This window comes from Roseomonas elaeocarpi (assembly GCF_042433915.1).
Taxonomy (GTDB): domain Bacteria; phylum Pseudomonadota; class Alphaproteobacteria; order Acetobacterales; family Acetobacteraceae; genus Roseomonas; species Roseomonas elaeocarpi.
Map to the genome: position 1 here is coordinate 78,751 of NZ_JBHLUN010000004.1, position 26,495 is coordinate 105,245.

Consider the following 26,495-nt stretch of genomic DNA (forward strand, 5'->3'; position numbering starts at 1 on the left):
GTCCTCAGGCCAGGCCGAGCCAGACTTCGATCGGTCCCTTGAGCAGCGGGACCAGGAACCAGTTCTCGAACACCACCCAGGTCGCCAGGGTGTAGAGCACCGGCACGAGAATGGTGGCGAACCAGGAATGACGGCCCTGCCAGCGCATCATCACCGCGAGGTAGAGCAGCATCCCCACGTACATGCCGAGCAGCAGCGACACGATCACCAGCGCCACGATTGGCAGGCCGAAGCGCAGGACGCGAAGCCCGCCCTCACGCGTGATGATGACATCGCTGCGCAGCGCCCCGGCGTTGCGAAAGGCCTGCACCATCACCAGCACCGAGACCACCATGATGATGATCCCGACGCGGAACGGGAAGTAGCCGGCCTGCGGACCGTCATCGGTCCAGCCCACCTCGTATTCGAGGGCGCCGTACACGGCCAGGGCGCCGAGGAGGAAGACGACGCCGGCGGTTGCCAGCTCGAGACGGAAACGCGACAGCATCGCCTTGCCTCCCCTTCAGCCGTTCAGTTGACCAGCCAGCCTTCGCTGCCGAACAGCTCGCGCGACGAGGCCTGCTCGGACGCCATCAGCGGCTGCATCTCGGCGGGCGTCATGAACTGCGCGGATTGCGTCGTGCGGCTGATGTAGTCCTTCCATTCCGGCGTTTCGGTGACCTTGCGCATCACCTCGGTCCAGAAGGCCTGCTGCTGCGGCGTCACGCCCGGCGGCAGGAACACGGTGCGCGGCATGCGGTACTGGTCCACCGGGATGCCCTGGCTGGCGCAGGTCGGGATATCGGCCCAGCTCTGCGTTTCGGTCACCTTCTCGGTGTTGGGCAGCGGCTCACGCCGGAACACGCAGAGCGGGCGCACCTGGTTGCCGCGCCAGCCGCCGACGCTCTCGGAGGGGTTGTTGACGTCGCTGTCCACGTGCCCGCCCGCGAGCTGGACGCCGGCCTCGCCGCCGCTGCGGAAGGGGATGTAGGTGAAGCGCAGGTTGGCGGCGCGCTGCATCAGCAGCGTCAGGATCTGGTCGGTGTCCTTGGTCTGGCTGCCGCCCATCTTCAGGGCGCCCGGCTTCTCGCGCACCGCGGCGATGTATTCGGCCGCCGTCTTGTAGGGGGCGTCCGCCTTCACCCAGAGCATGAACTCGTCGAAGGCCATGGTGGAGACGGGCACCAGCTCGGCTGGCTTCCAGGCCACCTTGGCGACGAGCGGCAGCAGCCACTCGTTGTTGGTGCCGAAGATGACCTTCAGCGGATCGCCCTGCGAGGCGCGGCCGTACACGAAGCCCTCGGCGCCCGAGCCGCCGCCCTTGTTGGACACCACCACCGGCACGCTGAGCAGGTCGTGCTTCTGGATCGCCGCCTGGATGGTGCGCGCGAAGATGTCGGTGCCGCCGCCGGCGCCCGAGGTCACCACGAACTCGACCGGGCGATTCGGCTTCCAGTCGGCCTGCGCCGCCGCGGGGCCGGCCCAGGCCACCGCGCCGATCATCGCACCGAGCAGCGCCGTCGGCGCCGTGAGCTTGTATCCCTTCATTCCCGAACTCTCCCTGTGTTGGATCGCCACCGGCCCGTTCTGGGTCTTGCTGGCGGCTCTTGTGCTATCGTGGGTGACCGGCCCCGTTGGCGGCGGATGTTCCGCCGCCACCGACCGGGGCGGAACATCCACCGCGCGGGCCTTCCGCGCGGTGCCGGAACGGCCCGCGTGTCAGGCGGCGGCGCGGCTCGCCATGCGGGCGGCGAGAAGCAGCGCGTTGCGCATGGCGCCGGGGTTGGCGATGCCCTTGCCGGCGATGTCGTAGGCGGTGCCGTGCGCGGCGGTGCAGATCGGGAAGGGGAAGCCGCCCATCAGCGTCACGCCGGCGTCGAAGCCGATCAGCTTCATCGCGATCTGCCCCTGGTCGTGGTACATCGTCAGCACCGCGTCGAAGTCGCCGCGATGGGCGCGCACGAACACGGTGTCCGCCGGGAACGGCCCTTCGCAGTTGATCTGCGCCTGCTTGCCGGCCTCCACCGCCGGGCCGATGATGTCGATCTCCTCGGTGCCGAAGTTGCCGTGGTCGCCGGCATGGGGGTTGAGCCCGGCCACGGCGATGCGCGGACGCTCCAGGCCGGATGCCTTCAGCGCGTCGTTGGTCAGCTTGAGGTTGTCGAGGATGCCGTCGCGCGTCAGCAGGCCCGACACGTCCTTGAGCGGCACGTGCGAGGTGACGCGGGCGTTCCACAGCTTCTCCAGGACGTTGAACTCCTTGGCGACGCCGTGGAAGCCGATCGTTTCGGCAGTGAAGCCGATCTCGTCCTCGTAGCCCGGGGTAACCAGGCGCATCGCCGCCTTGTTGAAGGGCGTGAAGCACACCGCGTCGGCCTCGCCGCGCGCGGCCATCTGCAGGGCCAGGCGGAAGTTCTCGGTGGCGAAGCCGCCGCCGGCCTCGGAGATCTCGCCCAGCGGCACGTCGGACGGGTCGCAGTGGCCGAGGTCGAGCAGAACCGGCCGGCTGTCGCCCGTCACGGGCGCGACCTCACCCTGCGAATGCACGACGCGCAGGTCCGGCTGGACGCCGGCGATTTCGGCGCCCTTGGCCAGGACGCGGGCGTCGCCGATCACCAGGATGCTGGCGGAGGCCAGGATCTCGGGGTCGACCAGCACCTTGGCCGTCAGTTCGGGCGAAACGCCGGCGGCATCGCCCATGGCGAGTGCGATACGGGGGCGCGGCGTCTCGATCATACCCTCGGGCATCAGCTTCTTCCTTCGCGCCGCATTGCTGTGCGGCGATGCTATGCAGCAGACTGTATGCAGTTATTCTAGGTAGGTCTTCTATCTTGTGCAACACTGAAGCGTCCCGAGGATGGGGCAGGCGCTGAGGAATCGCGGTTCCGCATGGATCAGATCGAGACGCTGGGGGATCGGCCGGTGGAGGGGAATGGGGGAAACAGCGCGGAAGCGTCGCCCGGCGGAGCGGCCACGGCGGCGACGCCGCTCGGGCCGATCGTGCGGCGCACGCTGCACGACGAGGTCGCCTCACGGGTGCGCGACCTGATCACCGAGGGGCGGCTCGCCGGTGGCAGCCGCATCAACGAGGTGGCGCTGGGCCTGCAGCTCGGCGTGTCGCGCACGCCGCTGCGCGAGGCGATCAAGACCCTGGCGGGCGAAGGGCTGGTGGAACTGGTGCCGGCGCGGGGCGCGGTGGTGCGCCACTTCACCCGCAAGGACGTGGCCGACAACCTCGCGGTGCTCAAGGCGCTGGAAACCCTGGCGGGGCGGCTGGCCTGCCGCGACGCCTCGGCAGAGGAGATCGCCTCGGTGGAAGCGCTGCACGCGGCGATGATGGAGCGCTATGCCGCGCGGGACCGGCTGAGCTACTTCAAGCTGAACCAGGCCATCCACACCGCCATCGTGACACTGTCGGGCAACGCGGCCCTGCGATGGGCGCACGAGGCGATCCAGGCGCGCATGAAGCGCATCCGCTTCATCGGCAACGAGGGGCCGGAGAAGTGGGCCGGCGCCGTCGGCGAGCACGAGGAGATGGTGGAAGCCCTGCGCCGGCGCGACGGCGAGGCTCTGGCCGAGGTGCTGGCGCGCCACCTCGACCGCACCATGGATCGCGTGCAGGACAAGCTCTGACGCCGACCATGGCGGGTTCCGGCGCCCGCCTGCCTGCTCGCCGGTGCCGTGCCGGCGGGGTGGCCGCGCGCCGGGCGGACCTCAGGCCACCCGATGAGACGCCCCTTCCCCGCTGAACGATGCGCTGCCCCTTGGGCCGGGCGCCGGGCTCAGCGCCCGGTGTCCTCGGGGATCAGCACCAGACCGTCGCGGATCTCGGCCGGCACGATTTCGAGCCGGTCGCCCATGCAGGGACCGGACAGGCACAGCCCGTCCTCCACCCGGAAGCGCGCGCCATGGACGGCGCAGACCACGCGCTCCCGCCGGCCGTCGAGGAAGCGGTGCGGCAGGACCTCCAGCGGCACGCCGATATGCGGGCAGCTGTTGAGGAACACGAAGACCCCTTCCCCCCGGCGCACCGCGAAGACCCCGATGAAGCTGCCGGGCGGCGGGTCGAAGCCCCGCGCCTCGCCATCGGGGATGTCGGCCAGCCGGCACAGCACGCGCTGCGCGGGCAGTGGCGCCGCGGGGGTCACGGCGCCACCCTCACGCCGCGGGAGCCAGGCCCGACATCTCGGCCAGCACCTGCCAGTGGCCCTCCTCGACCGGCATCACCGACAGGCGCGACTGCCGCACCAGCGCGATGCCTTCCAGCCGGGGTTCCGCCTTGATCGCGGCCAGCGTCACGGGACGCGGCAGGGGGGCCACGGCGCGCATGTCCACGCAGACCCAGCGGCCAGTCTCGTCGGTGGGGTCGGGATAGGCGGTGCGGGCCACCTCCACCACGCCCACGATCTGCTTGCCGATGTTGGAATGGTAGAAGAAGGCCCGGTCGCCCAGCGCCATGCTCCGCAGGTGCTTCGCCGCCAGGGCGTTGCGCACCCCGGTCCAGGGCTCGACGCCATTCGCGACCTGCTGGTCCCAGGAAAAGGCGTCGGGCTCGCTCTTCACCAGCCAGTTGGCCACAGCGTTCAGGCGACCTGTTCGCCGTCGCGGAACACCATCCGGAACGGCCGGACCGAGCTGCTGGCGAACAGCCCCGCATAGGCGTAGGGGTCGGCCGCGGCAAAGGTTTCGGCCGTCTGCTGGTCCGGCATCTCCACGATCAGGAGGCTGCCGCAGGGCTTGCCCTCGTCGTCCAGCACGGGGCCCACCATCACCAGGTCCTTCTGGTGGCTTTCCAGCCAATTCAGGTGCGCCGGCCGGGTGGACATGCGGAGTTCGAGCGAGTTCGGCTTGTCCTGGCACTGGATGGCGAAGAGCATGAGAGGATTCCTTACATTATCCTGCGGGCGGCGCACTCAAGCCCGGATCAAGCAGCGCTTCAATCCGGCGCCCGGCGGCGCTAAGAGGTCCCGGTGAGCGCTTCCACCCTTCCTCTCCGGCGTGGTCCAGGCTGGCACCGCTTCGCCAACCCGGGCCGCTTCCTGCGCCTGACCCAGCGGCTGACGCCCGCACTCTGGGCCCTGGCGGTGCTGGTGCTGGCGGTGGGCGTCCCCTGGGCGTTGGTCTGGTCGCCGCCCGACTGGCAGCAGGGCGAAACGGTGCGGATCATGTACGTCCACGTGCCGATGGCCTGGCTGTCCATGAGCGGCTACGCCAGCCTCGCGGTGGCCTCCTTCTTCGCGCTGGTCTGGCGGCACCCGCTGGCCGACCTCGTGGCGCGGGAAATCTCGCCCGTGGGCGCCGCCGTCACCGCGCTGTGCCTGCTGACCGGCTCGCTCTGGGGGCGGCCGATGTGGGGCACCTGGTGGGTCTGGGACGCGCGGCTGACCTCGGTGCTGGTGCTGTTCTTCTTCTGGGTGGGCCACGCCGCGCTGATCCGCGCCTTCGAGGACGAGGAGCGCGGGGCGCGCATGGGCGCCATCCTGGCGCTGGCCGGTGCGGTGAACCTGCCGATCGTGAAATATTCGGTGGACTGGTGGAACACGCTGCACCAGCCGGCCTCGGTGGCCCGTCTCGGCGCGCCGGGGATGCACGTGGACCTGCTTTACCCGCTGCTGGTGAACGCCCTGGGCTTCACCCTGCTCTTCGCCGCCATCGTCCTGACGCGGACGCGGGCGGCCATCATGGAACGCCGCCTGCGCGCGCTGAGCCTCGCCCGCGCCCGCCGGCTCGATGGAGAAACCGCGTGAGCCTTCACTGGTGGCACGTCACCTGGTCCTGGGCGGCCGCCGCGGTCGTGCTGGGCGCCGTCGCGCTCAGCGCCCTCCACCGGCAGTCGGCGGCGCGGCGCCAGCTGCGCCTGCTGGAACAGCAGCCCGAGCCGGGAACCGCCGCGTGAGCCTGTCCCGCAAGAGCCGCCGCCTCTGGATCATCGGCCTGTGCGCCCTCGGCATCGGCAGCGCCACGGCGCTGACGCTGACGGCCTTCGGCGACAACCTCGTGTTCTTCCGCTCGCCCAGCGACGTGTTCACGCAACACGTGCCTCCCGACCGCACCTTCCGCCTCGGCGGGCTGGTGGAGGGCGGCAGCGTCCAGCGCGGCGCCGCTTCGGACGGGGAACCCAAGGCCACCTTCCGCGTCACCGACGGCCAGCACACCGTGCCGGTCACCTTCGTGGGCGTGCTGCCCGACCTGTTCCGCGAGGGTCAGGGCGTGGTGACGCTGGGCAAGCTGGGTCCCGACGGCACCTTCCGCGCCAGCGAGGTGCTGGCTAAGCACGACGAGAATTACATGCCGCCCGAGGTGGCCGACGCGCTGAAGCGTTCCGGCCACTGGGAACCGTCGCGCGGCGAGCCCCCCGCGCCCGCGACCTGGAACACCCTCTCGGCCAACGAGAAGCCGCCCTCGGGCAGCTGACGGAGCCCGGACCCATGATCCCTGAGTTGGGACATTTCGCGCTGGCCCTGGCCTGCGCCATCGCCTTCGCGCAGTCGCTGCTGCCCCTCTGGGGCGCCCACCGCGGCGAGCCGCGGCTGATCGCCGCCGCCCCGGGCCTCGCGCTCTCGGGGGTGCTGGCCGTGGGGGCGGCCTTCCTGGCGTTGATCTGGTGCTACGTCAGTAACGACACCTCGGTGCTGGCGGTGGTGGAAAACAGCCATTCCGCCAAGCCGCTGATCTACAAGATCGCCGGCTCCTGGGGGAACCACGAGGGCTCCATGGTCCTGTGGGTGATGATCCTGGCGCTGTGTTCCGGCGCGGTGGCGGTGTTCGGGCGCGACCTGCCGGGCGCGCTGCGAGCACGGGTGATCGCGGTGCTGGGCTGGATCAGCTTCGGATTCCTGGTGTTCATCCTGGCGACCTCGAACCCCTTCACGCGCGTCTGGCCGGCGCCCGCCGACGGGCAAGGGTTGAACCCGGTGCTGCAGGACCCGGGCCTCGCCTTCCACCCGCCGGTGCTCTACGCCGGCTATGTCGGCTTCGCGGTCACCTTCGCCTTCGCCATCGCCGCCCTGATCGAGGGCCGCGTCGATGCCGCCTGGGGCCGCTGGGTACGCCCCTGGGCGCTGGGCGCGTGGTGCTTCCTGACGGTGGGCATCGCGATGGGCTCTTGGTGGGCCTATTATACGCTGGGCTGGGGCGGCTACTGGTTCTGGGACCCGGTGGAAAACGCCTCGCTGATGCCCTGGCTGGCTGGCACGGCGCTGCTGCACACGGCCGTGGTGGTGGAAAAGCGCGAGGCGCTGAAGGTTTGGGCCGTTCTGCTGGCGATCCTGGCCTTCGGCATGTCGCTGCTGGGCACCTTCCTGGTGCGCTCGGGCGTGCTGAACTCCGTCCATGCCTTCGCCAACGATCCGGCGCGCGGCGTCTTCATCCTGGTGCTACTGGCGGTCTATCTCGGCGGCGCGCTGGCGCTGTTCGCCTGGCGCGCGCCGGTGATGGCCCCGGCCGGCCGCTTCGCGCCGATTTCGCGCGAAGGGGCGCTGGTGCTCAACAACCTGCTGCTCTGCTCGGTGGCGGCGGTGGTGCTGGTGGGCACGCTGTATCCGATGTTCGCCGACCTCGTGCTCAAGACCAAGATCTCGGTGGGGCCGCCCTTCTTCAACACGGCCCTCATGCCGCTCGCCGTGCCGCTGGTGGCGGCCACCGCGGCCGGGCCGGCGCTGGCCTGGAAGCGGGCGCGCGCCTGGCCCGTGGTGCAGCGCCTGTGGTGGGCGGCGGTGATCGCGCTGCTGGCCATGCTGGTGGCGCTGGCCTTCACCGGGGAGCGCATCGCGCCGGTGGTGGGCTTCGGCGGCGCTGCCTGGCTGATCCTCGGCGCGGCGGCCGACCTCGCCGGGCGCATCGCCCTGTTCTCGCGCCCTCGGGCCGCGCTGGGCCGCGCCATCCACCTGCCGCGCGCCGCCTGGGGTGCCGCGATCGCCCATGCCGGGCTGGGGATCACGCTGGCCGGGCTGTCGGGCATGGCGATGGCGACCGACAAGCTGGTGGTCCTGACGCCGGGCAACAGCACCAGTTTCGCCGGCTACGAATGGCGCCTCGACGGCGTGCGCGACGTCACGGGGCCGAACTGGACCGCCCGTGCCGCCACGGTGGAGGTGCTGCGCGACGGCCAACTGGTGACCACGCTCGATCCGCAGCGCCGCTTCTTTCCGCTGGCGCAGACCACCACCGGCGAGGCCGCGATCCACACCAACGGCTTCGGTGACCTTTACGCCGTGCTGGGCGAGGAAGGACAGGGACGCACCGTCTTGCGCTTCCACAACAACCCGCTGGCGCCCTGGATCTGGTTTGGCGGGCTGGTGATGGCGGCGGGCGGTGCCCTGTCGCTGACCGACCGCCGCGCCCGCGTGGCCGCCCCCGCCCGCAAACCGGCCCGGCCCGGAACGGTCCCGCCCGGTACGCTCCCACCTGGTACGCTCCCACCTGGCACGCTCCCACCCGGCGCGACGCAGCCCGAGGCGGGGGCCACGGCATGAGCCGCGCGCTTCCCCGGCGGGCCATGCTCGCCATCCCGCTCGGCCTGACCGCGGCGGCGGGCGTCGGCTTCTGGGCCATGCTGCGCGGCCTGCGCGACGGCAGCTACGACCCGACCGGCGTGCCTTCGGCCCTGGTGGGCAAGCCGGTGCCGGCGATGCCCTTCGGCACCCTGGCCACGGTCGACACCCCGCCCCTACCCCTCGAAGCGCTGCGGGCGCCGGAGCGGCCGGTGCTGGTGAACTTCTGGGCCTCCTGGTGCGTCCCCTGCACCATCGAGCACCCGCAGCTGATGCAGCTCGCGCGGGAAGGCGTGCCGCTCTACGGCGTCAGCTACAAGGACAAGCCCGATGACGCCCAGGGCTTCCTGGCCAAGCGCGGCAACCCCTTCGCGCGGCTGGGCGGCGACGAGAGCGGGCGGATCGGCATCGAGTGGGGCGTCTACGGCGTGCCGGAAACCTACCTGATCGACCGCAGCGGCACGATCCGCTGGCGCTGGGCGGGGCCGGTGATGCCGGAAACCATCCGCGACCAGCTCGCGCCCCTGCTGCGGCGCTACGCGTGATGCGGCAAGCCCTTCAAGCCCTCGTTCTGGCCGCGCCCATCCTCCTGGCGCCCATCCTCCCCGGCCCTGCGGCCTGGATCGCCGGCGTGGCCTGGGCGGAAAGCCGCCCCGACGAGATCCTCGCCGACCCGGTGCTGGAGGAACGCGCCCGCGAGGTCGGGCGAGAGCTCCGCTGCATGGTCTGCCAGAACCAGTCGATCGAGGACAGCGACGCCGACCTCGCGCACCAGCTGCGCAAGCTGGTGCGCGAACAGATCACCGCCGGGCGGAGCAACGACGAGGTGGTGCGCTTCATGCACGACCGCTACGGCGACTTCGTGCTGCTGCGCCCGCCCTTCAACGCCGCGACGCTGCTGCTCTGGGCCACGCCGGCGCTGGCGCTGCTGGGGGGGCTCGTGGCCGTGGTGCTGATGCGCCGCCGCCCCGCCGAATCCTTGCCGCCCCTGACCGAGGCGGAGCGTGAAAGGCTGGCCCGCCTCGACGACCCGGCCGGAAACGCCGGGGGGGCGCTGCGATGAGCTGGCTCCTGCCCTTGCTGCTGGCCGTGGTCTGCCTCGTGCCGCTGGCGCTCACCCTCCTGCGCCCGGCCCGGCCGCGCGGACGGCAGGAGGCCGACCTCGCGCTGTACCAGGCGCAGCGCGCGGAACTGGACGGGCAGCTGGCGGAAGGCCGGCTCGACCAGGGCAGCCACGCCTCGGCCCTGCTGGAAGTGCAGCACCGCATCCTGTCGGCGCCGCGCGATCGCGGCTGGCGGGAAGGCCGCGGCGGCACGGTGGTGCTCCTTTCGCTGCCGCTGCTGATCGCGCTGGGTCTCGGGCTCTACCTGTGGCACGGCAAGCCCGGCCTGCCCTCCGCCACCTTTGCCGAGCGCACGGCCGACGCGGCGCGGGCGGAAGCTCTGCTGGGCGACCTGCGTGCCCGAATCGAGTCGCTCGATCCCAAGAGCGCACAGGCACGGCAGGGCTGGCTGCTGCTGGGCAATGCCGAACGCTCCCGCGGCAACCTCGCCGCGGCGGTGGAGGCCTGGGAAAAGGCGCAGGCCGTGCGCTTCGATCCGGTGCTGGCCGGCGACATCGCGGAGCTACAGCTGGAAGGCAACCAGGTGGACGCCGCCGCCGCCACGCTGAAGGGCGCCGGCGCCGCCACGGCCGACGACCTCCGCCTGCGCTACCTCGCGGGGGCGGCCGAGATCAGGGCCGGGCGGAACGCGGCCGGCAAGGCGATCTGGCAGGCGATGCTGAGCGCGGCCCCCGCCGATGCGCCCTGGCGCGCCGGGCTGGAACAGCAGCTGCGCGACACGCCGGGCTGAACGGCGCGGGGCCACGGCCTCGTGCCCATCCGGCCTTCGCCTCCGTGGCCGCCGCCCGCCGGAGGCCCGTTCCACGCCGTGCCGGACGGCTACCGGCCTCGGCCTCGGCCTCGGCCTCGGCCGTCACGGCGCGGGCCCGACGCCCAGGTCAACACGGAGCGGGGTCGGCCGCGCGCTCCGGCTCCGGAGAAACCGGAAGATGAACGGCGAGCCAGCGCGTCGCGGCGCCGGTCCGCTCCACCCGGTGCCGGCAACGGGGCGGCAGCACCACCCAGTCGCCGGCCGTCAGATCCTTCACCGCGCCATCCGCGAAGCGCAGCCGCGCCTCGCCCGAGACGACGAGCACGAACTCCGCCTCATGCTGCTCGTACCAGCGGCCGGGCGGGTCGGCGTGGTCGCGGGAAGCGATGGCGACCACCCGCGCGCCGCCGCCGGCGAGCAGGGTTTCGAACCGCTCCCCGGCAGCCTCGGGCAGCGGCTGATCGCCGATCCGGCCGAAGCGGGGCCCCGCCGCCTCGCCCGAGTCGCCGCGGCTCACCGCACCCTCAGGCCGCGAGCACCGCCTCGACAGACTGCGCCACCGCCAGCAGGTGCCGGTCGGTGCCGTGGGCACCGGTCAGCATCAGCCCGACCGGTGCCTCCCCAGGGGCGTGGCAGGGCAGGCTGACGGAGCAGCGGTCGAGGAAGTTGCCGGTGGCGGTGTTGCGCAGCAGCAGGAGGTTGATGCGGTTGTAGTCCTCCACCGCCTCCACCGAGGCGATCGTGGGCGGGGTCAGCGGGCAGGTCGGCGCCAGGAAGGCGTCGAAGCCCGCGGTGCGGCGCTCCGCCCGCGCGGCGATCGCGGCGCGCGCGCCCTGGAGGTTGAGGTAGTCCGCCGCGCTCATCCGCCCGCCGCCCTCGATGCGGGCGCGGATCCGGGGGTCGTAACGGTCGCCGGCGCGCTCCAGCAGCGGCTGGTGCCAGGCCCAGGCCTCGGCCGCCGCGAAGCCGCCGCGGGCGTTGGCGCCCGGGATCTCGGCCAACTCCGGGAAGTCGATCTCCTCCACCGTGGCGCCGGCCTCACGCAGGCGGGCCACCGCGCGCTCGAAGGCGGCGAGCACGGCGGGCTCCATGCCGTCGAACAGGAAGCTTTCGCGCGGCACGGCGAAGCGGGCGCCCCCCAGCGGCAGGGCGTCGGGCGCTTCAACCACTTCCGCGCCGGCCATGGCGGCGTCGACGATGGCGCAGCAGCGCACGGTGCGGGCGAGCGGACCCAGGCTGTCGAGCGTGTGGCTCAGCGGCACGGTGCCCGCCAGCGTCACGCGCTCGGCGGTCGGCTTCCAGCCCACGATGCCGCACATCGCCGCCGGCACGCGGCAGGAGCCACCGGTGTCGGAGCCGAGGCCTGCGAAGCCCATCCCGTCCGCCACCGCCACCGCCGCGCCGGACGACGATCCGCCCGGCAGGTGGCCCGCCGCCGGATCGCCGCCGTCGCGCCCCCAGGGCGAGCGCGGCGTGCCGTAATGCGGGTTCACGCCCAGGCCCGAGAAGGCGAACTCCACCATGTTGGTGCGGCCCAGCACCACGAAGCCCTGACGCTCCAGCCGCGCCACGGAGGTGGCGGTCGCGGTGGCGGCGGGCGCGCCGTCGAGCGCCACGGAGCCCGCGCGCGAGGTGACGCCGGCCTGGTCGTACAGGTCCTTGATGCTGATCGGGATGCCGGCCCAGCGCGACGGCGCGCGGCCGGCCTGGCGCAGCGCGTCCATCGACCGGGCGGCGGCGCGGGCGGCCTCGTGCTGCACGGCCACGAAGGCGCGGGCGCCCTCGCCGGCCGGGTCGTCGATGCGCGCCAGGGCGGCGTCGGTCAGGGCCAGCGCGGTGGTTTCGCCCCGCTGGAGCGCCGCGGCGGCGTCCTCGATGCTGCGATAGGTCATGCGCCGCGCGTCCTTGTTCCGAGGTGGGTGATCCGGGCGGCAGGGGAAACGCTGCGGCGCCGTTTGGCAAGGCTGCAGGGCGGCGAAGCGGCGCTGCCATGGTGGAGGGCGAGGGCCGGACGCGGGCCCCTCCGCCCCCTGGTCGGCACCCACAGGGTTTCGTTATGGGATGATCGGAACTCTGTAGTGGTGCGTGCTTTCCCCCTCGCCCTAGCGTCGCGGGAAGGAACGCGGCGGCACAGGCGACACGAAGGAAAAAGAGATCATGCCCGAGAATGCGGAACGGGCCGCGGTGCTGCTGTTCGAGGCGCGGCGTGGCGGCAACAGGCTGGCCGACCTGCCGGAGGAACTGCGCCCGTCGGACCTTGCCCAGGCCTACGCGATCCAAGACGCCGTGCTGCGGCGGCTCGGTCCCGCTGGCGGCTGGAAGGTCGGCCCGGGTCGTGACGGAGCGCCGTTCAACTGCGCGCGCATCGGCGCGGCGCAGATCCACCGCTCGCCCGCACGGCTCGACATGGCGGAGGTGCCGGATGCGGAGATCGAGGTCGAGGTCGCCGTGACGCTCGCGCACGACCTGCCGCCGCGGCCGGAGGGCTACGGACCGGAGGACCTGCGGCGGGCGGTCGCCGCGCTGCACCCGGCGATCGAGATCGTCAGCTCCCGCTTCGTCCGACGCCAGGCGGTGTCCCGGCTCACCGCGATCGCCGATGCGCAGAGCTGCGGCGCGGTGGTGCTGGGCGAGGGCATGGCCGACTGGCAGGGCTTCGCGCCCGAAGCGGCCGGGGCCTCCCTGCGGCTGGACGGGGCGGAGGCCGCGACGGCCGAGGGGCAGGGCAGCGTCGAGGCGATGCTCTCCGCACTGAGCTGGCTCGCGAACCACGCGGCGGAACGGACCGGCGGGCTCCGGCAGGGTGAGGTGGTGATCACCGGCGCGCGGCTGGGGCCCTGGCCCTGCGGCGCCGCGAAGCAGGCGGAGGCCGGGATCGCCGGGCTGGGGGACGTCGCCTTCAGCTTCCGCTAGCGGCACGCCGGGCACGGCGCCGATGGGATGAACCGGGGCGGAGAACCGCCCCGGAACAACGAAGCAGGGAGAAACGGGATGAAGCGTAGGCACCTTCTCGCGGCGGTCGCGGCGGGGGCCGTGGCGCCCGGCATCGCGCACGCGGCCTGGCCGGCGGATCACCCGATCCAGGTCTTCGTGCCGGGCCCGGCCGGCGGCGGCATGGACATCCTGGCGCGCACCTTCCTGCCCGCCGTGCAGCGCCACCTGCCCGGCGCCGTGTTCGTGATCCAGAACCGCGCCCCCGCCGGCGGCCAGCAGGCCTTCGAGGGCACGGCCACCGCGGCGCCGGACGGCTTCACGATCGGCGCGGCCCAGGCCCCGAACTCCATCACCCTGCCGATCGAGCGGCAGGTCCGCTACCGCGTGGCGGACTTCGCCTTTCTGGGCAACGTGATCGAGGACCCCTGCGGCTTGTGGGTGCGCAACGACAGCCCCCTTCGCTCCATGGCCGACCTCGTGGCGGTGGCGAAGGCCCGGCCGGGGCAATTGACCGTGGGAACGGCGGGCGTGGGCACCGACGACCACCTGCTGCTGCTGTCGCTGCAGGAAGCGACGGCAACGGCGTTCTCGCACATCCCCTTCAACGGCACGCCGCCGATCGTTACCGGCCTCCTGTCGCGCAACATCGACGTCGGCTCCTTCAACATGAGCGAAGGGCTGTCGCTGCTGCGCGACGGCACGCTGCGGGCGCTGGCGCAGGGCGGGCCCGAGCGCTGGCAGGCCACCGACACCGTGCCCACGCTGCGGGAGCAGCGCGTCGACCTCGTCGCCGGATCGACGCGCGGGCTGGTGGCGCCGCGGGCCATCCCGGCGGAGATGCTGGACCGGCTGCGGCAGGCCGTCGCCGCCGCGAACGCCGACCCGGCCTGGATCGCCGAGGCGGACCGGATCAACCTGCCGCGCCGGGCAATGACGGCGGCGGACCAGGAAGCCCTGTTCCTGAGCGAGGATGCGCGGCTGCGCGCCCTCTGGGCCCGCAAACCGTGGCGCGAGTAGCGGCACCCGCGCCCCGGCCGCCGGACCGTCCCACCCTCACCCGCCGACGGAACGGCCCGCGCCGGCATCGGTGCCCCCGTCCGGTGAACCGTTGGCCGGCCGGTCGCGCCCGCGACGCACCGTGGCGGGCGTCGGGAGGCGCGGCACCGGCGTGGCCGGGCAGGGCTCTGGACGCGGCCCTGGGCGCGGATCAGCCAGGAGGTCTCCTGGCTGCCCGACAGCATCCTTGCTAGGATGTCCGCTTCCTTGAGAAGCGCCTCGGAGCGGGCGCTGCCCCCGCCGCCCCTGGACGATCCCCTTGCCGCTCCCCTCCCCCGCAGCGCCCGACACCGGCGAAATCCTGGTGTTCTTCCGGCTGGGCCCTCGGCGCTGCGCGCTGCGGCGGGCGGAGGTGCGGGAACTCCTGCCGCTGCCCCGGCTTTCGCAACCCCCGGGCATGCCGCGCTTCGTGGCGGGCTTCTTCGACCTGGGCGGCGCGGCGCAGGCGGTGCTGCGGCTGGGGCCGCTCCTGGAACCGGATGACGCGGCTCCTGGCGCCGACGGGCCGGACGGGAATGCGCGACGCGGTGAGCTTCCGGCCGGAAGCCCCAGGAATGAAGCGGCGGAGCTGTACCGGCACATCCTGCTGACCGTGCCCGCCGCCGGCGCCCCCAACGGGCTGGCCCTGCTGGTGGACCGCGTGCTGGATGTCCGTGCTGTGCCGGCCACGGCGCTGCGCCCCGTGCCCGAAGGCGACAGCCTGAACGGCTGCGTGGTGGCGGTGGTCGAGGACGGCGCCACGCTGACGCATCTCCTGTCCGCCGAGCGCCTGCTGCTGGCGCGCGAGCGGAGGACGCTGCTGGCCCTGGAGCAGGACGCGCAGCGCCGGCTGGGCGCCTGGACGGCGGATCGGCATGGCTGAACGCGCCGCCGGACTGCCCGCGGTCTCCGCCGCCGCGCGCCTGCCGCCGCCCGACGCCGGGTTCGCGGCGCTCAAGCGCCGGATCATCGCCCGCACCGGGCACCACTACTACGAGGACAAGGACTCGCTGCTGTGGGAGCGCGTGCTGCGGCGGATGCGCGCCACCGGCGCCGCGAACAGCGAGAGCTACCTCCGCCGGCTCGAGGATGAGCGGGACGGGCCGGCGGAATGGCGGGCGCTGGAAGCCACCATCACCATCGGCGAAACCTTCTTCTTCCGCTACGCTGAGCAGTTCGCCGCCCTGCGCGACACCATCCTGCCCGACATCCTGGCCCGCAACGCCGCGACCCGCCGCCTGCGGATCTGGAGCGCCGGCTGCGCCACGGGGGCGGAGCCTTATTCCGTGGCGATCCTGCTGCACCAGCTCCTCGGGGACAGGCTCGCGGAGTGGCGCTGCTCCATCCTGGGCACCGACATCAACGAGGAGTTCCTCCGCACCGCGCGCGAGGCCCGCTTCGGCGACTGGGCGCTGCGCACGATGTCGCTCGAGGAGCGGGAGCGCGACTTCATCGCCTCGGCGGACCGCCGGTCCTGGCAGCTGCGCCCGCAGTTCCGCGGCATGGTGCGCTTCGAGCGCGCCAACCTCCTCGACCTGCTCGGCCCCTCGATGCCGCTGCAGTTCAGCGAGTTCGACCTGATCCTGTGCCGCAACGTGCTGATCTACTTCCAGCACGAAGTGGTCACCCGGATCGTGCGCGCGCTGGGCGAAAGGCTCTCGTCGGAAGGATGGATGCTGCTCGGCCACGCGGAGCCGAACCTGGCCTTCGCCGCCTTCCTGAAGGTCGAGGCACTGCCCGGCACCGTGGCCTACCGGCCGGGCGGCGCTGCCTCAACGGTCGCGCCCCCCGACGCGCCGGAGTTTCCGCCCGCAGCGACGCCGCCCCTGCCGGCGCTGCCGCTGTCGCCCCGCCAACCTGTCGTCGTCGCGGCGCCTGTTGCAGAAGGGCACGACGAGCAGCGCGATGCGGCTTCGCCGGAGCTGGCGCCGGCGGACGCGTCCGCGACCATGCCGGAAAGCGCGGAGGAGATGGTGCGCGCGGTGCGGGCGCTGGCCGACGACGGCACGCTGGACGCGGCGCGGACCGCCTGTCGGGAGGGGCTGGCGAGGCACCCCGACTGTGCAGCGCTGCACTACTACGACGCCATGACCGCCTGGGGACAAGGCGAGGAGACCCATGCCGAGACCGCGTTCCGGCGGGCCCTCTACCTCGATCCGGGCTTCGTCATGGCGCACTACCAGCTGGGGCTGCTGCTGCTGACCTGCGGCAGGACTGAGGCCGGGCGGCGCAGGATCGCCGGCGCGGCGCGGATCGCGCGGGCGCTGCCGGCGCAAGGTGCGCTCGCGGAAGCGGACGGCATGACGGCGGCGGGGCTCTACGCCACCGCGCAGCTCCACCTTGGCCAATCCGGCGGCCAGTCCGGCACGGCCGCGGCCGCCGGCATGCGGAGGCGCTGAGATGCCGCTTCGTTTCCTTCCCGCGGCCGACCCTGCGGCCGAGGCACTGCGCCGCGAGCGCCTGCTCGACGAGCGCGCGGCGAAGCTCGCCCGGCGCCGCGACGGCGTGGCGGCGGAGCCCGCGGGCCTGCCGGTCCTGCTGTGCGACGTGGGCGGCGAGCTGTTCGGGCTTGCCCTGAACCGCGTGGCCGAGGTGCTGCCCCCCGCCACGATCACGCCGCTGCCCGGAACGCCGCCCGCTGTCCTCGGTCTGATCGGGCGAATGGGCCATTTCTTCTGCGTGGTGGACCTCGGCGTGGCGCTGCTGCGGCAGCCGCCCGCCGGGCTCACCGCCGAGGCCGGCGGGCACCTGCTGATGCTCCGCCGCGTCGAGGGCAGCCAGGAGCGGCGCCTGGCGCTGCGCGTCACGCGCGCCCTGCGGGTGGAGCGGGTCGTGCCGCTGGCGGATGCCGCCCCCCTCGAAGCGCCGCTGCGCTTCCGCGGCACGGTGCCGGACGCGGCCGGGCTTCCCCCGGCGCTCGTGTCGGTGCTGGATGACGCGCGCCTGCTTGATTTCCCCCACGCCTCTTCGCTGCCTGGAGCCTGATCCGCGTGTCGATCGCCAATCGCATCCTTCTCGGCTTCGCCGTCCTGATCGTCCTGATGGCGGGGCTGGGCGGCTACGGCCTCAGCCAGCTCGCCACGGTGCGCGACACGACGCAGACGATCGTGACCCGCGACGTCGCGATGATGCGGCAGCTCGACAACATCCGCGAGCAGCGCATGGGCCTGCGTGACGCGCGCTCCAGCGCGGTCAACCAGTTCCTGCTCCGCTCGCTCAACCGCCAGCCCGGCGGCGAGGACCCGACCCAGGCCTGGTCCGAGGCGGCCGCGCGCACCGAGGCCGCGCTGGCCACCGCGCGCAACCAGGCGCAGCGCTTCAGCACGCAGTCCGTCTCGGAAGCGCGCTCGCAGTCCTGGGTGCAGCTGACCCAGGCCCTGGCGCAGGCGAGCGACCTGCTGGTGCAGCTGCGCACGCAGACCGGGGTGCAGTTCCGCGCCATCCGCGACAACGACCTCGACCGCGTCCTCGCCGCCTCGCAGCCGATCACCGCAACCTCCGCCGCACTCGACGCCGCGCTGGAGCGGGGCGACACGGCCCTCGACGAGGCCCTGGACACCGGGCAGCGCGGCGTCGGCACCGTTTACGAGGACAGCCGCGTTTCGGTCATGGCGGTGCTGGCGGTGGCGGTCGTGCTCGGCCTCCTGCTGGCGGCCGCCACCCGGCGCTCCATCGTGGCGCCGCTCGGCGCCTTCATGTCCTTCGTGGAGCGTGTCGGCCATGGTGACCTGTCCGGCGCGCCCGCCAAGACCGGCACGGACGAGATCGGCCGGCTGGGCGTGACCCTGAACAGCATGGTCGATGGGTTGCGGGAACTCTCGCGGCAGAGCCGCGAGGCCACCGAGAACCTCAACGCCGCGGCGGCCGAGATCCGCGCCTCCACCCAGGAACAGGCGGCGGGCGTCGAGGAACAGCTGGCGGCGGTGCAGGAAACCGCCGCCACGGCGGACGAGATCACTCATTCGGGCACGCAGATCGGCAAGCGGGCGCAGGAGGTGATCGCCTCCGCCCAGGCGGCGGCGCAGACCAGCGCGGCGGGCCTGCGCGCGGTGGACCAGACGATCGTGGCGATGGATGCGATCCGCGAGCAGGCCGAGGCGGTGGCCGGCAACATCGTGGCGCTGAGCGAGAAGACGCAGGCGATCAGCGAGATCATCACCACCGTCAACGACATCTCCGAGCGCTCGCACCTGCTGGCGCTGAACGCCGCGATCGAGGCCGCGGCGGCGGGTGAGCAGGGCCGTTCCTTCGCGGTGGTGGCCTCCGAGATGAAGAGCCTGGCGGATCAGGCCAAGGAGGCGACGGCGCAGGTCCGCTCGATCCTGGGCGACATCCAGCGCGGCATCAATTCCTCGGTGATGCTGACCGAGGAGGCGGTGAAGCGCGTGGCCGCCGGCAAGCGGCGCACCGACACCACGCAGGACACGATCCGTGAGATCACCGGGTCGATCCAGGAAAGCGTGCACACCTTCCAGCAGATCGTGGCCTCCACCAACCAGCAGCAGCTGGGCATCGAGCAGGTGATGGGGGCGCTGGGGAACATCCGGCAGGCCAGCCAGCAGACCGCTGCGGGAACGCGCCAGCTCGACAGCGCGGCGGCCAACCTGAGCCACCTGTCGCAGCAGCTGCTCACCCTGGCCGAGCGCTACCGCCTTTGATGGCCGCGCTGCGTCCCCTGGCCGGCCGACGCGCGGCCCGCGCCATCCCCTCGCCCGGCCGCTGACGGAGCGGGCGGGTGGAGGATTTCCGCGCGGAGCTGCTGGCCGCCTTCGCGGTCGAGTACCGGGAACACCTGGAGGTCATCCGCCGGCTGCTGGACGCGGCCGAGGCCGGCCAGCCGCTCGACCTGCGCGACGGCTTCCGCCGCGTGCACAGCCTCAAGGGCGCGGCGCGCGCCGTGGACCTGCCGGTGGTGGAGGAGGTGGCGCACCGGCTCGAGGCCTTCTTCGCGCGGCTGCTCGACGGCAGTGCGGTGCTGGGGGGCGGGGCCGCGGCGGTGGTCTCGGCAGCGCTGGACGCCATCGAAGGCCACGTGTCGGCGCTTTCCGAAGGCGGGGCCGGGGCGGCGCTTCCGGTGGGGCTGACCGAGGCGCTCGACGGGCTGCTGGACGGCGGCGCCGGCCGGGCGGGCGATCCGCCGGCTGGCAGTCCTCCACCCGGCAGTCCCCCGCCGGCCAGTTCCCCACAGGGCTTTCCCACACGGGGTGATGCCACACAGGGCAGCTCCTCATCGGGCAGCTCCTCATCGGGCAGCTCCTCATCGGGCAGCTCCTCATCGGGCAGGCCGCCAGCCCCTGCCGCACCGGCCACGGCTACCGACACCGCGCAGCCACCCGCCGAAGCACCGGCCGCGGGTCCGGCGACCGAGGCGCCCGCCCTTGGCCACGCCGGGCCGGGCGAGTACCTCCGCATCGGCGCGGCGCAGGTGGATGCCTTGTCGGGCGCCATGCACGAGCTTTCGGCGATGCTGCAGCGGCAGGAAGCGATGAACGCCGCGATCCTGCGCTTCGGCCAGGAGCTGCGGGCGCTGCGGCGGCAATGGGGCGAGGTCCAGCCGCAGCTGCGCGACCCTGCCGCGGCCGCGGATCGCGCCGCCTCCGCCGCCACGCCGGCGGGGCGCTTCGACGCGCGGTTCGCCGCCCTGTCGCGGCACTTCGCCGCGCTCACGCGTGATGGCAGCGGCATCGGCTGGGCGCTGCACCAGTCCGCCCGCCGCCTCCGCACGGCGGTCGAGCAACTGTCGCTGGTGCCGGCGGAAGCGGTGCTCGGCTCGCTGGCCCGGACGGTGCGCGACCTCGCGCGCTCGGAAGGACGGGAGGTCGCGGTGCGGCTCGAAGGGCTGGACCAGCAGGCCGACCGCGCCGTGCTGCAAAGCCTGAAGGACCCGCTGCTGCACCTGCTGCGCAACGCCGTGGGCCACGGGCGCGAAAGCCCCGAGGCGCGGCGCGCGGCCGGCAAGCCCGAGCGCGGCGAGGTCGGGTTGCACGTCGCCTCGCGCGGCGGGCAGCTGGTGCTGCGAGTCTGGGACGACGGCGCCGGCCCGGACCTCCTCCGCATCGAGGAAACCGCGGTGCGGCAGGGCCTTCTGCCCCATCGCGCCAATGACGCGCCGCCCCCGCCCGAGGACCGGCTGCTGGAACTGGTGTTCGAGCCCGGCTTCTCCACCGCGGGCGAGGTGGACCGCCTGTCCGGCCGCGGCATGGGCCTGTCGGTGGTGGCCGAGGCGGTGCGCGCCCTGCGCGGCAACGTCCAGCTGCGCCCCCGGCGCGGGGTACAGGCTGGGGTGCGGGGCGGCACGGAGGTGGTGATCGCGGTGCCCTTTTCCGCCGCGCGGCAGCCGGTGCTGCTGTTCCAGGCGGGCGGCAGCACCTTTGCGCTGCCGAGCTACGGCGCGGAGCGGCTGCTCCACCTGTCGGTCGCGGCGGTCGAGGTTTCCGGTCCCCACCGCGTCGCGCGGCTCACCCTGGATGGGCAGGAGGTCGTGGTGCCGCTCGTCGCGCTCACGGCGCTCCTGGGGCTGCCCCCCGCGGACCTCGTGGGGGTGGGTGTCATCCAGGCGGTGCTGCTGAGGCGCGGCAACCGCCGGTGCCTGCTGGCGGTTGATAGCCTGCGCGATGTGAGAACCCTGTTGGTCGGACCGCTCGACGCGCCAGGGGTGGATCCGGAATTGTTTGCAGGCGTGGTGATGCTCGACGACATGACGGCGGCACCGCTGCTGCGGCCCGAGGGCCTGGTGGAGCGCTGGACGCGGCTGGAAGCGCATGGCGCGGCGGCGGAGCTCGGGCTCGCCGCAAGCCCCGCCGAGGCCTCGCCCCGGGCGGTGTCGCGGCAGACCACGGTGCTGGTGGTGGACGACAGCATCACCACCCGGACGCTGGAGCGCAGCATCCTGGAAGCGCAGGGCTACCGCGTCGCGCTGGCCGTGGACGGGCTGGAAGCGCTCAACCTCCTGCGGGGCGGCGAGGCGGTGGTGGACCTCGTGCTGGCGGACGTGGAGATGCCGCGCATGGACGGCTTCGCCCTGCTGCAGGCCATCAAGGCGGACGCGTTGCTGGCCAGCCTGCCGGTGATCCTGATGACTTCGCGCGCCGATCCCGAGGACGTGCGGCGCGGGCTGGAGCTCGGCGCCGGCGCCTACCTGACCAAGCAGCGCTTCGACCAGCGGGAGCTGCTGGCCACCATCGGGCAGTTGCTATGAGCGGCCGCGGCTCGCAGGCGCCCCTGGGTGGCCCCATGGGTGGCCCCGTGGGCGGCCGCACGCGTGACCCGGTGCGCGTCCTGATCGTCGAGGATTCGACGGTGGTGCGGCAGTTGCTGGCCCATATCGTCGCGCAGGACCCGCGCCTCGCACTGGCCGGCGCCGTGGCCTCGGCCGAGGAAGCCCTGCGGGATCTGCGCCGCATCCGCCCCGACGTCATTTCCATGGACATCCGCCTGCCGGGCATGGACGGGCTCGAGGCCACGCGGCGGATCATGGCGGAACAGCCGACCCCGATCGTGGTGGTGTCGGACGCGGTGGCGGACAGCTCGCTGCGCATCTCCATGAACGCGCTGCGCGTTGGCGCCCTGTCGGTGGTGGAAAAGCCCATCGGCTTTTCCAGCCGCAACTACGCCGCGGTGGCCGAGACGATCTGCACGCAGCTCTTTATCATGAGCCAGGTGCCCGTGATCCGGCGCCGCCCGATCGGGCAGGCGGAGCCGGCGGCGCGCCCGGTGACCGAGTCGGCGGCGATGCCCCAGCGCCACCCTTCCATCCTGGGCATGGCCGCCTCGACCGGCGGACCGCCCGCGCTGGCGCGCATCCTGGGCAGCCTGCCCGCCGACTTCCCCGTGCCGGTGCTGCTGGTGCAGCACATGGGCGCACCGTTCATGGAAGGCTTCGCCAGCTGGCTCGACGGGATCGTGCCCATGACGGTGCGCATCGCTCCGGAGGGTGAGCGCCCCCTGCCCGGCCACGTCTACGTGGCACCGGGAGACCGCCACCTGGTGCTCTCGCCCGCCGGAACGCTGCGGCTGCTGGACGAGGCGCCGGTGGGCGGGCAGCGGCCCTCCGCCAACCTCCTGTTCCAATCGCTGGCCCGCGTCGCGGGCCCCGCCGCCGCGGGCGTGCTGCTGACCGGCATGGGGGAGGATGGCGCCCAGGGGCTGACGGAGCTTCGCCGCGCCGGCGGCTTCACGGTGGCGGAGCACGAGAGCACGGCGGTGGTCTACGGCATGCCGGCGGCGGCGGTGCGGATGGGTGGCGTCTCCGTCAGCCTGCCGCTGGAGATGGTGGCCTCGCGCCTCCTGCGCCTCGTGCCGGCCGGCGCCGTGCGGGAGCTGCGGCCATGAGCGAGGCGCACCTCCCCTGTCCGGCCAGCATCCTGCTGGTGGAGGATTCCGAGACCCAGGCCCTGCAGCTGCGCCGGCTGCTGGAAGCGGAAGGCTTCTCGGTGCAGCGCGCCGGCACCGCCGAGGAAGCGCTGGAGCACCTGAACGGCACCCTGCCGGACCTGGTGATCGCCGACTACCACCTGCCCGGCATGAACGGCGACGAGCTGTCGCGCCGCCTGCGGATGAACGTCCGGACCCGGGCCCTGCCGGTCCTGATGCTGACCGACGCGCAGGAACAGGACCTCGAACGCCAGGGGCTGGAAAGCGGCGCCGATGCCTACGTGTCCAAGTCGGCTGGGCGGGATGTCATCCAGTTGCGGGTCCGGGCCCTGCTGCGCAGCGGCGTCAAGGCGGATCTCGGCGGCGACGTCATGGGCACCTCGTTCCGGCGGGCGGCGATCCTGCTGGTGGAGGCCGGCGCGACCCGCCGCCTTTGGCTGACCCAGCTGCTGCGCCAGGACGGCTACACCGTGGAGGCTGTGGCCTCGCCCGAGGCGGCGCTGGACAGGCTACGCGAAGGCTCAGACGGGCCGGGCTGGGACTGCGTGGTGCTGAACATGACGGGGCTCGACTTCGACGGCATGGCGCTGTGCCGGGAGCTCGACGCCCGGCGCGGCGACCTCGCCGCCGCTTCGCCGTTCCAGATCATCGGGCTGAGCGGTGAGGCGATGAGCGGCGGCACGCTGCTGGCCTCCGCCTTCGAGGCCGGGGCGGACGACCTCCTGCCGGCCACCTCGGGCGCGGATGCGCTGCGGCTGCGCGTACGCGCGGTGGTACGCCGCAAGCTGCTGCAGGACGAGAACCGGCGCATCGGCGGGGAGCTACGGGCGCGGGAACTCGCCGTGGTGCGCGCCCAGGCCGAGGCCGCGGCGGCCGAGAGCCGCGCTGCCATCGCGGAAGCCCTGGCGCGCGCCAGCACGGAGTTGGAAGCCGCCAACCAGAAGCTGCGCGACACCCAGGCGAAGCTGGTGCAGGCCGCCAAGATGGCCTCGCTGGGCGAGCTGGTGGCGGGGATCGCGCACGAGATCAACAATCCTCTGGCCTTTATCCTGGCGCACCAGGGAACGGTGAACCGCGTCCTGCTGCAGCTCGGCCCGATGCTGGAAAGCAACGCCGCCGGCTTGGCGCTGCTGGAAAAAGGGCGACGGCGCGCAGAGTCGATGACCCTGGGGCTGGAGCGGATCCGCGAGCTGGTGCTCAACCTGCGCAAGTTCTCGCGCCTGGAAGACAGCGGCTTCCAGCAGGTCGACGTGCCGGAAGCGATCGGCACCGTGGTGACGCTGCTGACCCACAAGCTGTCGGGCCGTATCTCCGTGGTGCTGGAGCTCGAGGCACCCCGCACCCTCTTCTGCTCGCCGGCATTGCTGAACCAGGTGGTGATGAACATCGTGAGCAACGCGGCCGACGCGATCGAGGGCATCGGCAGCATCACGATCAGGACGCGGCAGGACGGCGGAGACTACGTCATCGAGGTCAGCGACACCGGCCCTGGCGTGTCGGAAGAGCTGCGCGAGCGCATCTTCGAGCCCTTCTTCACCACCAAGCCGACCGGTTCCGGCACCGGCCTCGGCCTCGCCATAGCCTACAACGTCGTTCAGGCGCATAAGGGCACCATCACGGTGGACAACGGTCCCGCGGGCGGGGCGCGCTTCACCACCACGATCCCGGTCACTGGCCCATCCGATCCCATTCTGGTACGCGATCCGCCACAGGATGAACGGCGATGAGTGAAGGAATGACGGCCGGCGAGGAGCGCGGCACGATACTGCTGGTCGACGACGAGGCGGAAATCGTCACGGCCCTGTATGACCTGTTCGAGGACGATTACGAGGTCCTGTCCACGACCTCGCCCAGCGAGGCGCTGTCGCTGCTGCACCGGCATCCGGACGTGGCGGTGATCCTTTCGGATCAGCGGATGCCGGGCATGAACGGCGACCAGATGCTCGCGGCGGCACGCGCCCATTCGCGGGCGGAAGCCCTGTTGCTGACCGGCTACGCGGACCTGGACGCCGTGGTCTCGGCGCTGAACAAGGGACGCATCGCGGGCTACTCGCCCAAGCCCTGGGACCCCGTGGCACTGCGCGGCATGGTGAGCGGCGCGCATGAGCGCTGGCGCCTCGCGCGCGCGCTGGAGAAGGAGCGCAGCCTCCTGCACGGGCTGCTGGACCATTCCCCCGACCGCATCTCCTTCAAGGACGCGCAGGGGCGCTTCATCCGCCTCAACGCCGCCAAGGCCGCCAGCCTCGGCAGCGACCCGCGCAGCAGCCTGGGCAAGCGCGAGGAGGACCTGGCCGGGCTGGACGCAACGACCCGCCGCGACGCCGACCGGGCCGTGTTCCGGGACGCCCGCCCGACGGAGGAGGTTGCGAGCGAAGAGGGCGAAGGCGGAGCGCGCTTCCTGTCCATCCGGCGCGTCCCGATCCTGCAGAACGGCAAGGTGGAGTTCCTGGCCACGGTGGAGCACGACGTCACCGAGCAGCGGGAGCTCGAGGGCCGTGTGCGGCAGGCGGAGAAGATGCAGGCGCTCGGCACCATGGCGGGTGGCATCGCACATGACTTCAACAATCTGCTGACCGCAGTGATCGGAAACCTGCAGCTCGCCTCACGCCGCCTGCCAGAAGAAGATGGCCGTCTCCGGCGTCAGATCCACAACGCGACGCGCGCGGCCGAGCGCGGTGCGACGCTGACCCAGCGCCTTCTTTCCTTCACCCGGCAGCGGGACCTCGACATGCAGGATGTCGACGTCAACGCGCTGATCGTGGGAATGGAAGACCTGCTGCTGCGCAGCCTGGGTGGGCTGGTGAGCGTGACGACGCGGCTGGCCGCCGAGGCCGGTTTCGCGCGGATCGATCCGGGTCAGCTCGAGCTTGCCCTGCTGAACCTGTGCATCAACGCGCGTGACGCGATGCCGGGCGGCGGCAGGATCCTGGTGGAAACGCGCGGCCTGCTGGTGGGCGAGGGAGAGGCGAGCGACCTGTCAGCGGGACGCTACGTCGTGGTCACGGTGCAGGATGAAGGACAAGGCATGTCGCCGGACGTGCTCGGTCATGCCTTCGAACCCTTCTTCACCACCAAGGATGTCGGCAAGGGGACAGGGCTGGGCCTGTCCATGGTCTACGGCTTCATGCGGCAGGCAGGCGGCGCCGTGCGCATGCAGAGCACCGAGGGCGTCGGCACCACGGTGGAGCTGTTCCTTCCGTCCTCGCGGGCGTCGGCGCTCAGCAGGAAGGAAAACGAGGAACAGGGTGCGGGCGACAATCCCATCGGCAGCCTCGACATCCTTGTCGTGGACGACGATGCGGCGGTGCGTGAGGTGACCGTCGCTTTCCTGAGGGAACTCGGCCACCGCGTCGTCGCGGTTGAGGATGGCAGCAGCGCGCTCCATCAGATCGGCGAGCGGCCCGGCCTGGACCTGATCATCGTTGATCTCGCGATGCCGAGCATGTCGGGCAGTGAGCTGGCCGAAGAGGTGCGTCGGCGCTGGCCAGGCTTGCCGGTGCTGCTGATGACCGGTTTCGCGAAGCTCGGCGGACTGCCTGGGAGCTTCGTAATCATGCACAAGCCCTTCACGCAAGAGAACCTGCAGAACAAGATCCTGGAGGTCATGAGCAAGGGCTGAGCCGTTTTGGCTTTATGCCGCTCTTAGCGCGATGCCTTATGCGGGCTGTTGTGGCGTTGGCGCAGCCTTAGAGTTGGTGCGGGCGGGTGTGGGATGGCTCGCCCTGTTCTGTCCGGTTGGGTCTGGGCGGGCGTGTCGCGCGAGCGCGAGCTGTGTTTGTCGTTGCGTACTGGCCGGCTGTCCATGTT

The 26,495-nt window shown here is 72.5% G+C and carries 25 protein-coding genes and 1 pseudogene; 18 read left to right on the forward strand and 8 right to left on the reverse strand.

The window, feature by feature from the left end:
* Positions 1-4: 4 nt before the first annotated feature.
* The 3 genes from ACFFGY_RS05415 to ACFFGY_RS05425 all read right to left on the reverse strand — a co-directional run bounded on the left by ACFFGY_RS05415 (position 5) and on the right by ACFFGY_RS05425 (position 2,727).
* Positions 5-487: a tripartite tricarboxylate transporter TctB family protein gene (locus ACFFGY_RS05415; protein ID WP_377043398.1), complete on the reverse strand. Its 483-nt coding sequence runs from the start codon at positions 485-487 to the stop codon at positions 5-7.
* 23 nt (positions 488-510) lie between these two features.
* Positions 511-1,527, reverse strand: coding sequence for a Bug family tripartite tricarboxylate transporter substrate binding protein (locus tag ACFFGY_RS05420; RefSeq protein WP_377043399.1), 1,017 nt, complete (start codon positions 1,525-1,527; stop codon positions 511-513).
* A gap of 171 nt (positions 1,528-1,698) precedes the next feature.
* Complete coding sequence (locus ACFFGY_RS05425; RefSeq protein WP_377043400.1) at positions 1,699-2,727, reverse strand: 4-hydroxythreonine-4-phosphate dehydrogenase PdxA; 1,029 nt, start codon at positions 2,725-2,727, stop codon at positions 1,699-1,701.
* 141 nt (positions 2,728-2,868) lie between these two features.
* Between ACFFGY_RS05425 and ACFFGY_RS05430 the strand changes: the two genes are divergently transcribed.
* A complete protein-coding gene (locus ACFFGY_RS05430; RefSeq protein WP_377043401.1) occupies positions 2,869-3,612 on the forward strand; it encodes a GntR family transcriptional regulator in 744 nt (247 codons plus the stop codon).
* A gap of 149 nt (positions 3,613-3,761) precedes the next feature.
* On the opposite strand, the gene ACFFGY_RS05435 is transcribed toward ACFFGY_RS05430, so the two are convergent.
* From ACFFGY_RS05435 to ACFFGY_RS05445, 3 genes are read right to left on the reverse strand one after another with little or no spacing between them, the layout of a single operon-like run.
* Entirely contained in the window at positions 3,762-4,127 is a 366-nt protein-coding gene (locus ACFFGY_RS05435) for a Rieske (2Fe-2S) protein (protein ID WP_377043402.1), read from the reverse strand.
* Between the two features lie 10 nt (positions 4,128-4,137).
* Positions 4,138-4,557 carry an EVE domain-containing protein gene (locus ACFFGY_RS05440; RefSeq protein ID WP_377043403.1) on the reverse strand — a complete coding sequence of 140 codons (420 nt, stop codon included), beginning with the start codon at positions 4,555-4,557 and terminating at the stop codon, positions 4,138-4,140.
* 5 nt (positions 4,558-4,562) lie between these two features.
* Entirely contained in the window at positions 4,563-4,856 is a 294-nt protein-coding gene (locus ACFFGY_RS05445) for a YciI family protein (RefSeq protein WP_377043404.1), read from the reverse strand.
* A gap of 93 nt (positions 4,857-4,949) precedes the next feature.
* Here ACFFGY_RS05445 and ACFFGY_RS05450 point away from each other — a divergent pair, with 93 nt between their 5' ends.
* The 7 genes and pseudogenes from ACFFGY_RS05450 to ccmI all read left to right on the forward strand — a co-directional run bounded on the left by ACFFGY_RS05450 (position 4,950) and on the right by ccmI (position 10,325).
* A complete protein-coding gene (locus tag ACFFGY_RS05450) occupies positions 4,950-5,726 on the forward strand; it encodes a heme ABC transporter permease (protein ID WP_377043405.1) in 777 nt (258 codons plus the stop codon).
* The gene (locus tag ACFFGY_RS05455; protein WP_377043406.1) at positions 5,723-5,875 is read left to right on the forward strand and encodes a hypothetical protein; all 153 of its coding nucleotides are present in this window, start codon (positions 5,723-5,725) and stop codon (positions 5,873-5,875) included. Before ACFFGY_RS05450 ends, ACFFGY_RS05455 begins: the two co-directional genes overlap by 4 nt.
* Positions 5,876-5,877: 2 nt before the next feature.
* Positions 5,878-6,393 carry a cytochrome c maturation protein CcmE gene (gene ccmE, locus ACFFGY_RS05460; RefSeq protein ID WP_377043426.1) on the forward strand — a complete coding sequence of 172 codons (516 nt, stop codon included), beginning with the start codon at positions 5,878-5,880 and terminating at the stop codon, positions 6,391-6,393.
* A gap of 14 nt (positions 6,394-6,407) precedes the next feature.
* Positions 6,408-8,351: pseudogene (locus ACFFGY_RS05465) on the forward strand (heme lyase CcmF/NrfE family subunit); the annotation flags it as partial.
* Positions 8,352-8,449: 98 nt separating this feature from the next.
* The gene (locus ACFFGY_RS05470) at positions 8,450-9,016 is read left to right on the forward strand and encodes a DsbE family thiol:disulfide interchange protein (protein WP_377043408.1); all 567 of its coding nucleotides are present in this window, start codon (positions 8,450-8,452) and stop codon (positions 9,014-9,016) included.
* Positions 9,016-9,534, forward strand: coding sequence for a cytochrome c-type biogenesis protein (locus tag ACFFGY_RS05475; protein ID WP_377043410.1), 519 nt, complete (start codon positions 9,016-9,018; stop codon positions 9,532-9,534). Before ACFFGY_RS05470 ends, ACFFGY_RS05475 begins: the two co-directional genes overlap by 1 nt.
* On the forward strand, positions 9,531-10,325 hold the full coding sequence (ccmI, locus tag ACFFGY_RS05480; protein WP_377043411.1) for a c-type cytochrome biogenesis protein CcmI: 795 nt from the start codon (positions 9,531-9,533) through the stop codon (positions 10,323-10,325). The genes ACFFGY_RS05475 and ccmI overlap by 4 nt, the downstream gene beginning before the upstream one ends.
* A 148-nt stretch (positions 10,326-10,473) precedes the next feature.
* Here ccmI and ACFFGY_RS05485 read toward each other — a convergent pair whose 3' ends face one another.
* Both ACFFGY_RS05485 and ACFFGY_RS05490 read right to left on the reverse strand, forming a co-directional pair.
* Positions 10,474-10,863, reverse strand: a complete 390-nt coding sequence (locus tag ACFFGY_RS05485; RefSeq protein ID WP_377043412.1) for a cupin domain-containing protein — start codon at positions 10,861-10,863, stop codon at positions 10,474-10,476.
* Between the two features lie 7 nt (positions 10,864-10,870).
* The gene (locus ACFFGY_RS05490; RefSeq protein WP_377043413.1) at positions 10,871-12,238 is read right to left on the reverse strand and encodes an amidase; all 1,368 of its coding nucleotides are present in this window, start codon (positions 12,236-12,238) and stop codon (positions 10,871-10,873) included.
* Between the two features lie 265 nt (positions 12,239-12,503).
* On the opposite strand from ACFFGY_RS05490, the gene ACFFGY_RS05495 reads away from it, so the two are divergent.
* The 10 genes from ACFFGY_RS05495 (at position 12,504) to ACFFGY_RS05540 (ending at position 26,307) form a co-directional block, all read left to right on the forward strand.
* Complete coding sequence (locus ACFFGY_RS05495; RefSeq protein ID WP_377043414.1) at positions 12,504-13,259, forward strand: 2-keto-4-pentenoate hydratase; 756 nt, start codon at positions 12,504-12,506, stop codon at positions 13,257-13,259.
* Between the two features lie 78 nt (positions 13,260-13,337).
* The gene (locus tag ACFFGY_RS05500; RefSeq protein WP_377043415.1) at positions 13,338-14,297 is read left to right on the forward strand and encodes a tripartite tricarboxylate transporter substrate binding protein; all 960 of its coding nucleotides are present in this window, start codon (positions 13,338-13,340) and stop codon (positions 14,295-14,297) included.
* Positions 14,298-14,595: 298 nt separating this feature from the next.
* Positions 14,596-15,198: a chemotaxis protein CheW gene (locus ACFFGY_RS05505; RefSeq protein ID WP_377043416.1), complete on the forward strand. Its 603-nt coding sequence runs from the start codon at positions 14,596-14,598 to the stop codon at positions 15,196-15,198.
* Positions 15,191-16,714 carry a CheR family methyltransferase gene (locus ACFFGY_RS05510; protein WP_377043417.1) on the forward strand — a complete coding sequence of 508 codons (1,524 nt, stop codon included), beginning with the start codon at positions 15,191-15,193 and terminating at the stop codon, positions 16,712-16,714. The genes ACFFGY_RS05505 and ACFFGY_RS05510 overlap by 8 nt, the downstream gene beginning before the upstream one ends.
* A gap of 1 nt (position 16,715) precedes the next feature.
* On the forward strand, positions 16,716-17,300 hold the full coding sequence (locus ACFFGY_RS05515) for a chemotaxis protein CheW (protein ID WP_377043418.1): 585 nt from the start codon (positions 16,716-16,718) through the stop codon (positions 17,298-17,300).
* A gap of 5 nt (positions 17,301-17,305) precedes the next feature.
* Positions 17,306-18,973 (forward strand): methyl-accepting chemotaxis protein, encoded by a 1,668-nt coding sequence (locus ACFFGY_RS05520; RefSeq protein WP_377043419.1) that lies wholly within the window; start codon positions 17,306-17,308, stop codon positions 18,971-18,973.
* Between the two features lie 77 nt (positions 18,974-19,050).
* A complete protein-coding gene (locus tag ACFFGY_RS05525; RefSeq protein ID WP_377043420.1) occupies positions 19,051-21,513 on the forward strand; it encodes a hybrid sensor histidine kinase/response regulator in 2,463 nt (820 codons plus the stop codon).
* Positions 21,510-22,646 (forward strand): chemotaxis-specific protein-glutamate methyltransferase CheB, encoded by a 1,137-nt coding sequence (gene cheB / locus ACFFGY_RS05530; protein WP_456316148.1) that lies wholly within the window; start codon positions 21,510-21,512, stop codon positions 22,644-22,646. The genes ACFFGY_RS05525 and cheB overlap by 4 nt, the downstream gene beginning before the upstream one ends.
* Positions 22,643-24,415: a response regulator gene (locus ACFFGY_RS05535; RefSeq protein ID WP_377043421.1), complete on the forward strand. Its 1,773-nt coding sequence runs from the start codon at positions 22,643-22,645 to the stop codon at positions 24,413-24,415. The genes cheB and ACFFGY_RS05535 overlap by 4 nt, the downstream gene beginning before the upstream one ends.
* Positions 24,412-26,307, forward strand: a complete 1,896-nt coding sequence (locus ACFFGY_RS05540; protein WP_377043422.1) for a response regulator — start codon at positions 24,412-24,414, stop codon at positions 26,305-26,307. The genes ACFFGY_RS05535 and ACFFGY_RS05540 overlap by 4 nt, the downstream gene beginning before the upstream one ends.
* The last annotated feature ends 188 nt before the right edge of the window (positions 26,308-26,495 follow it).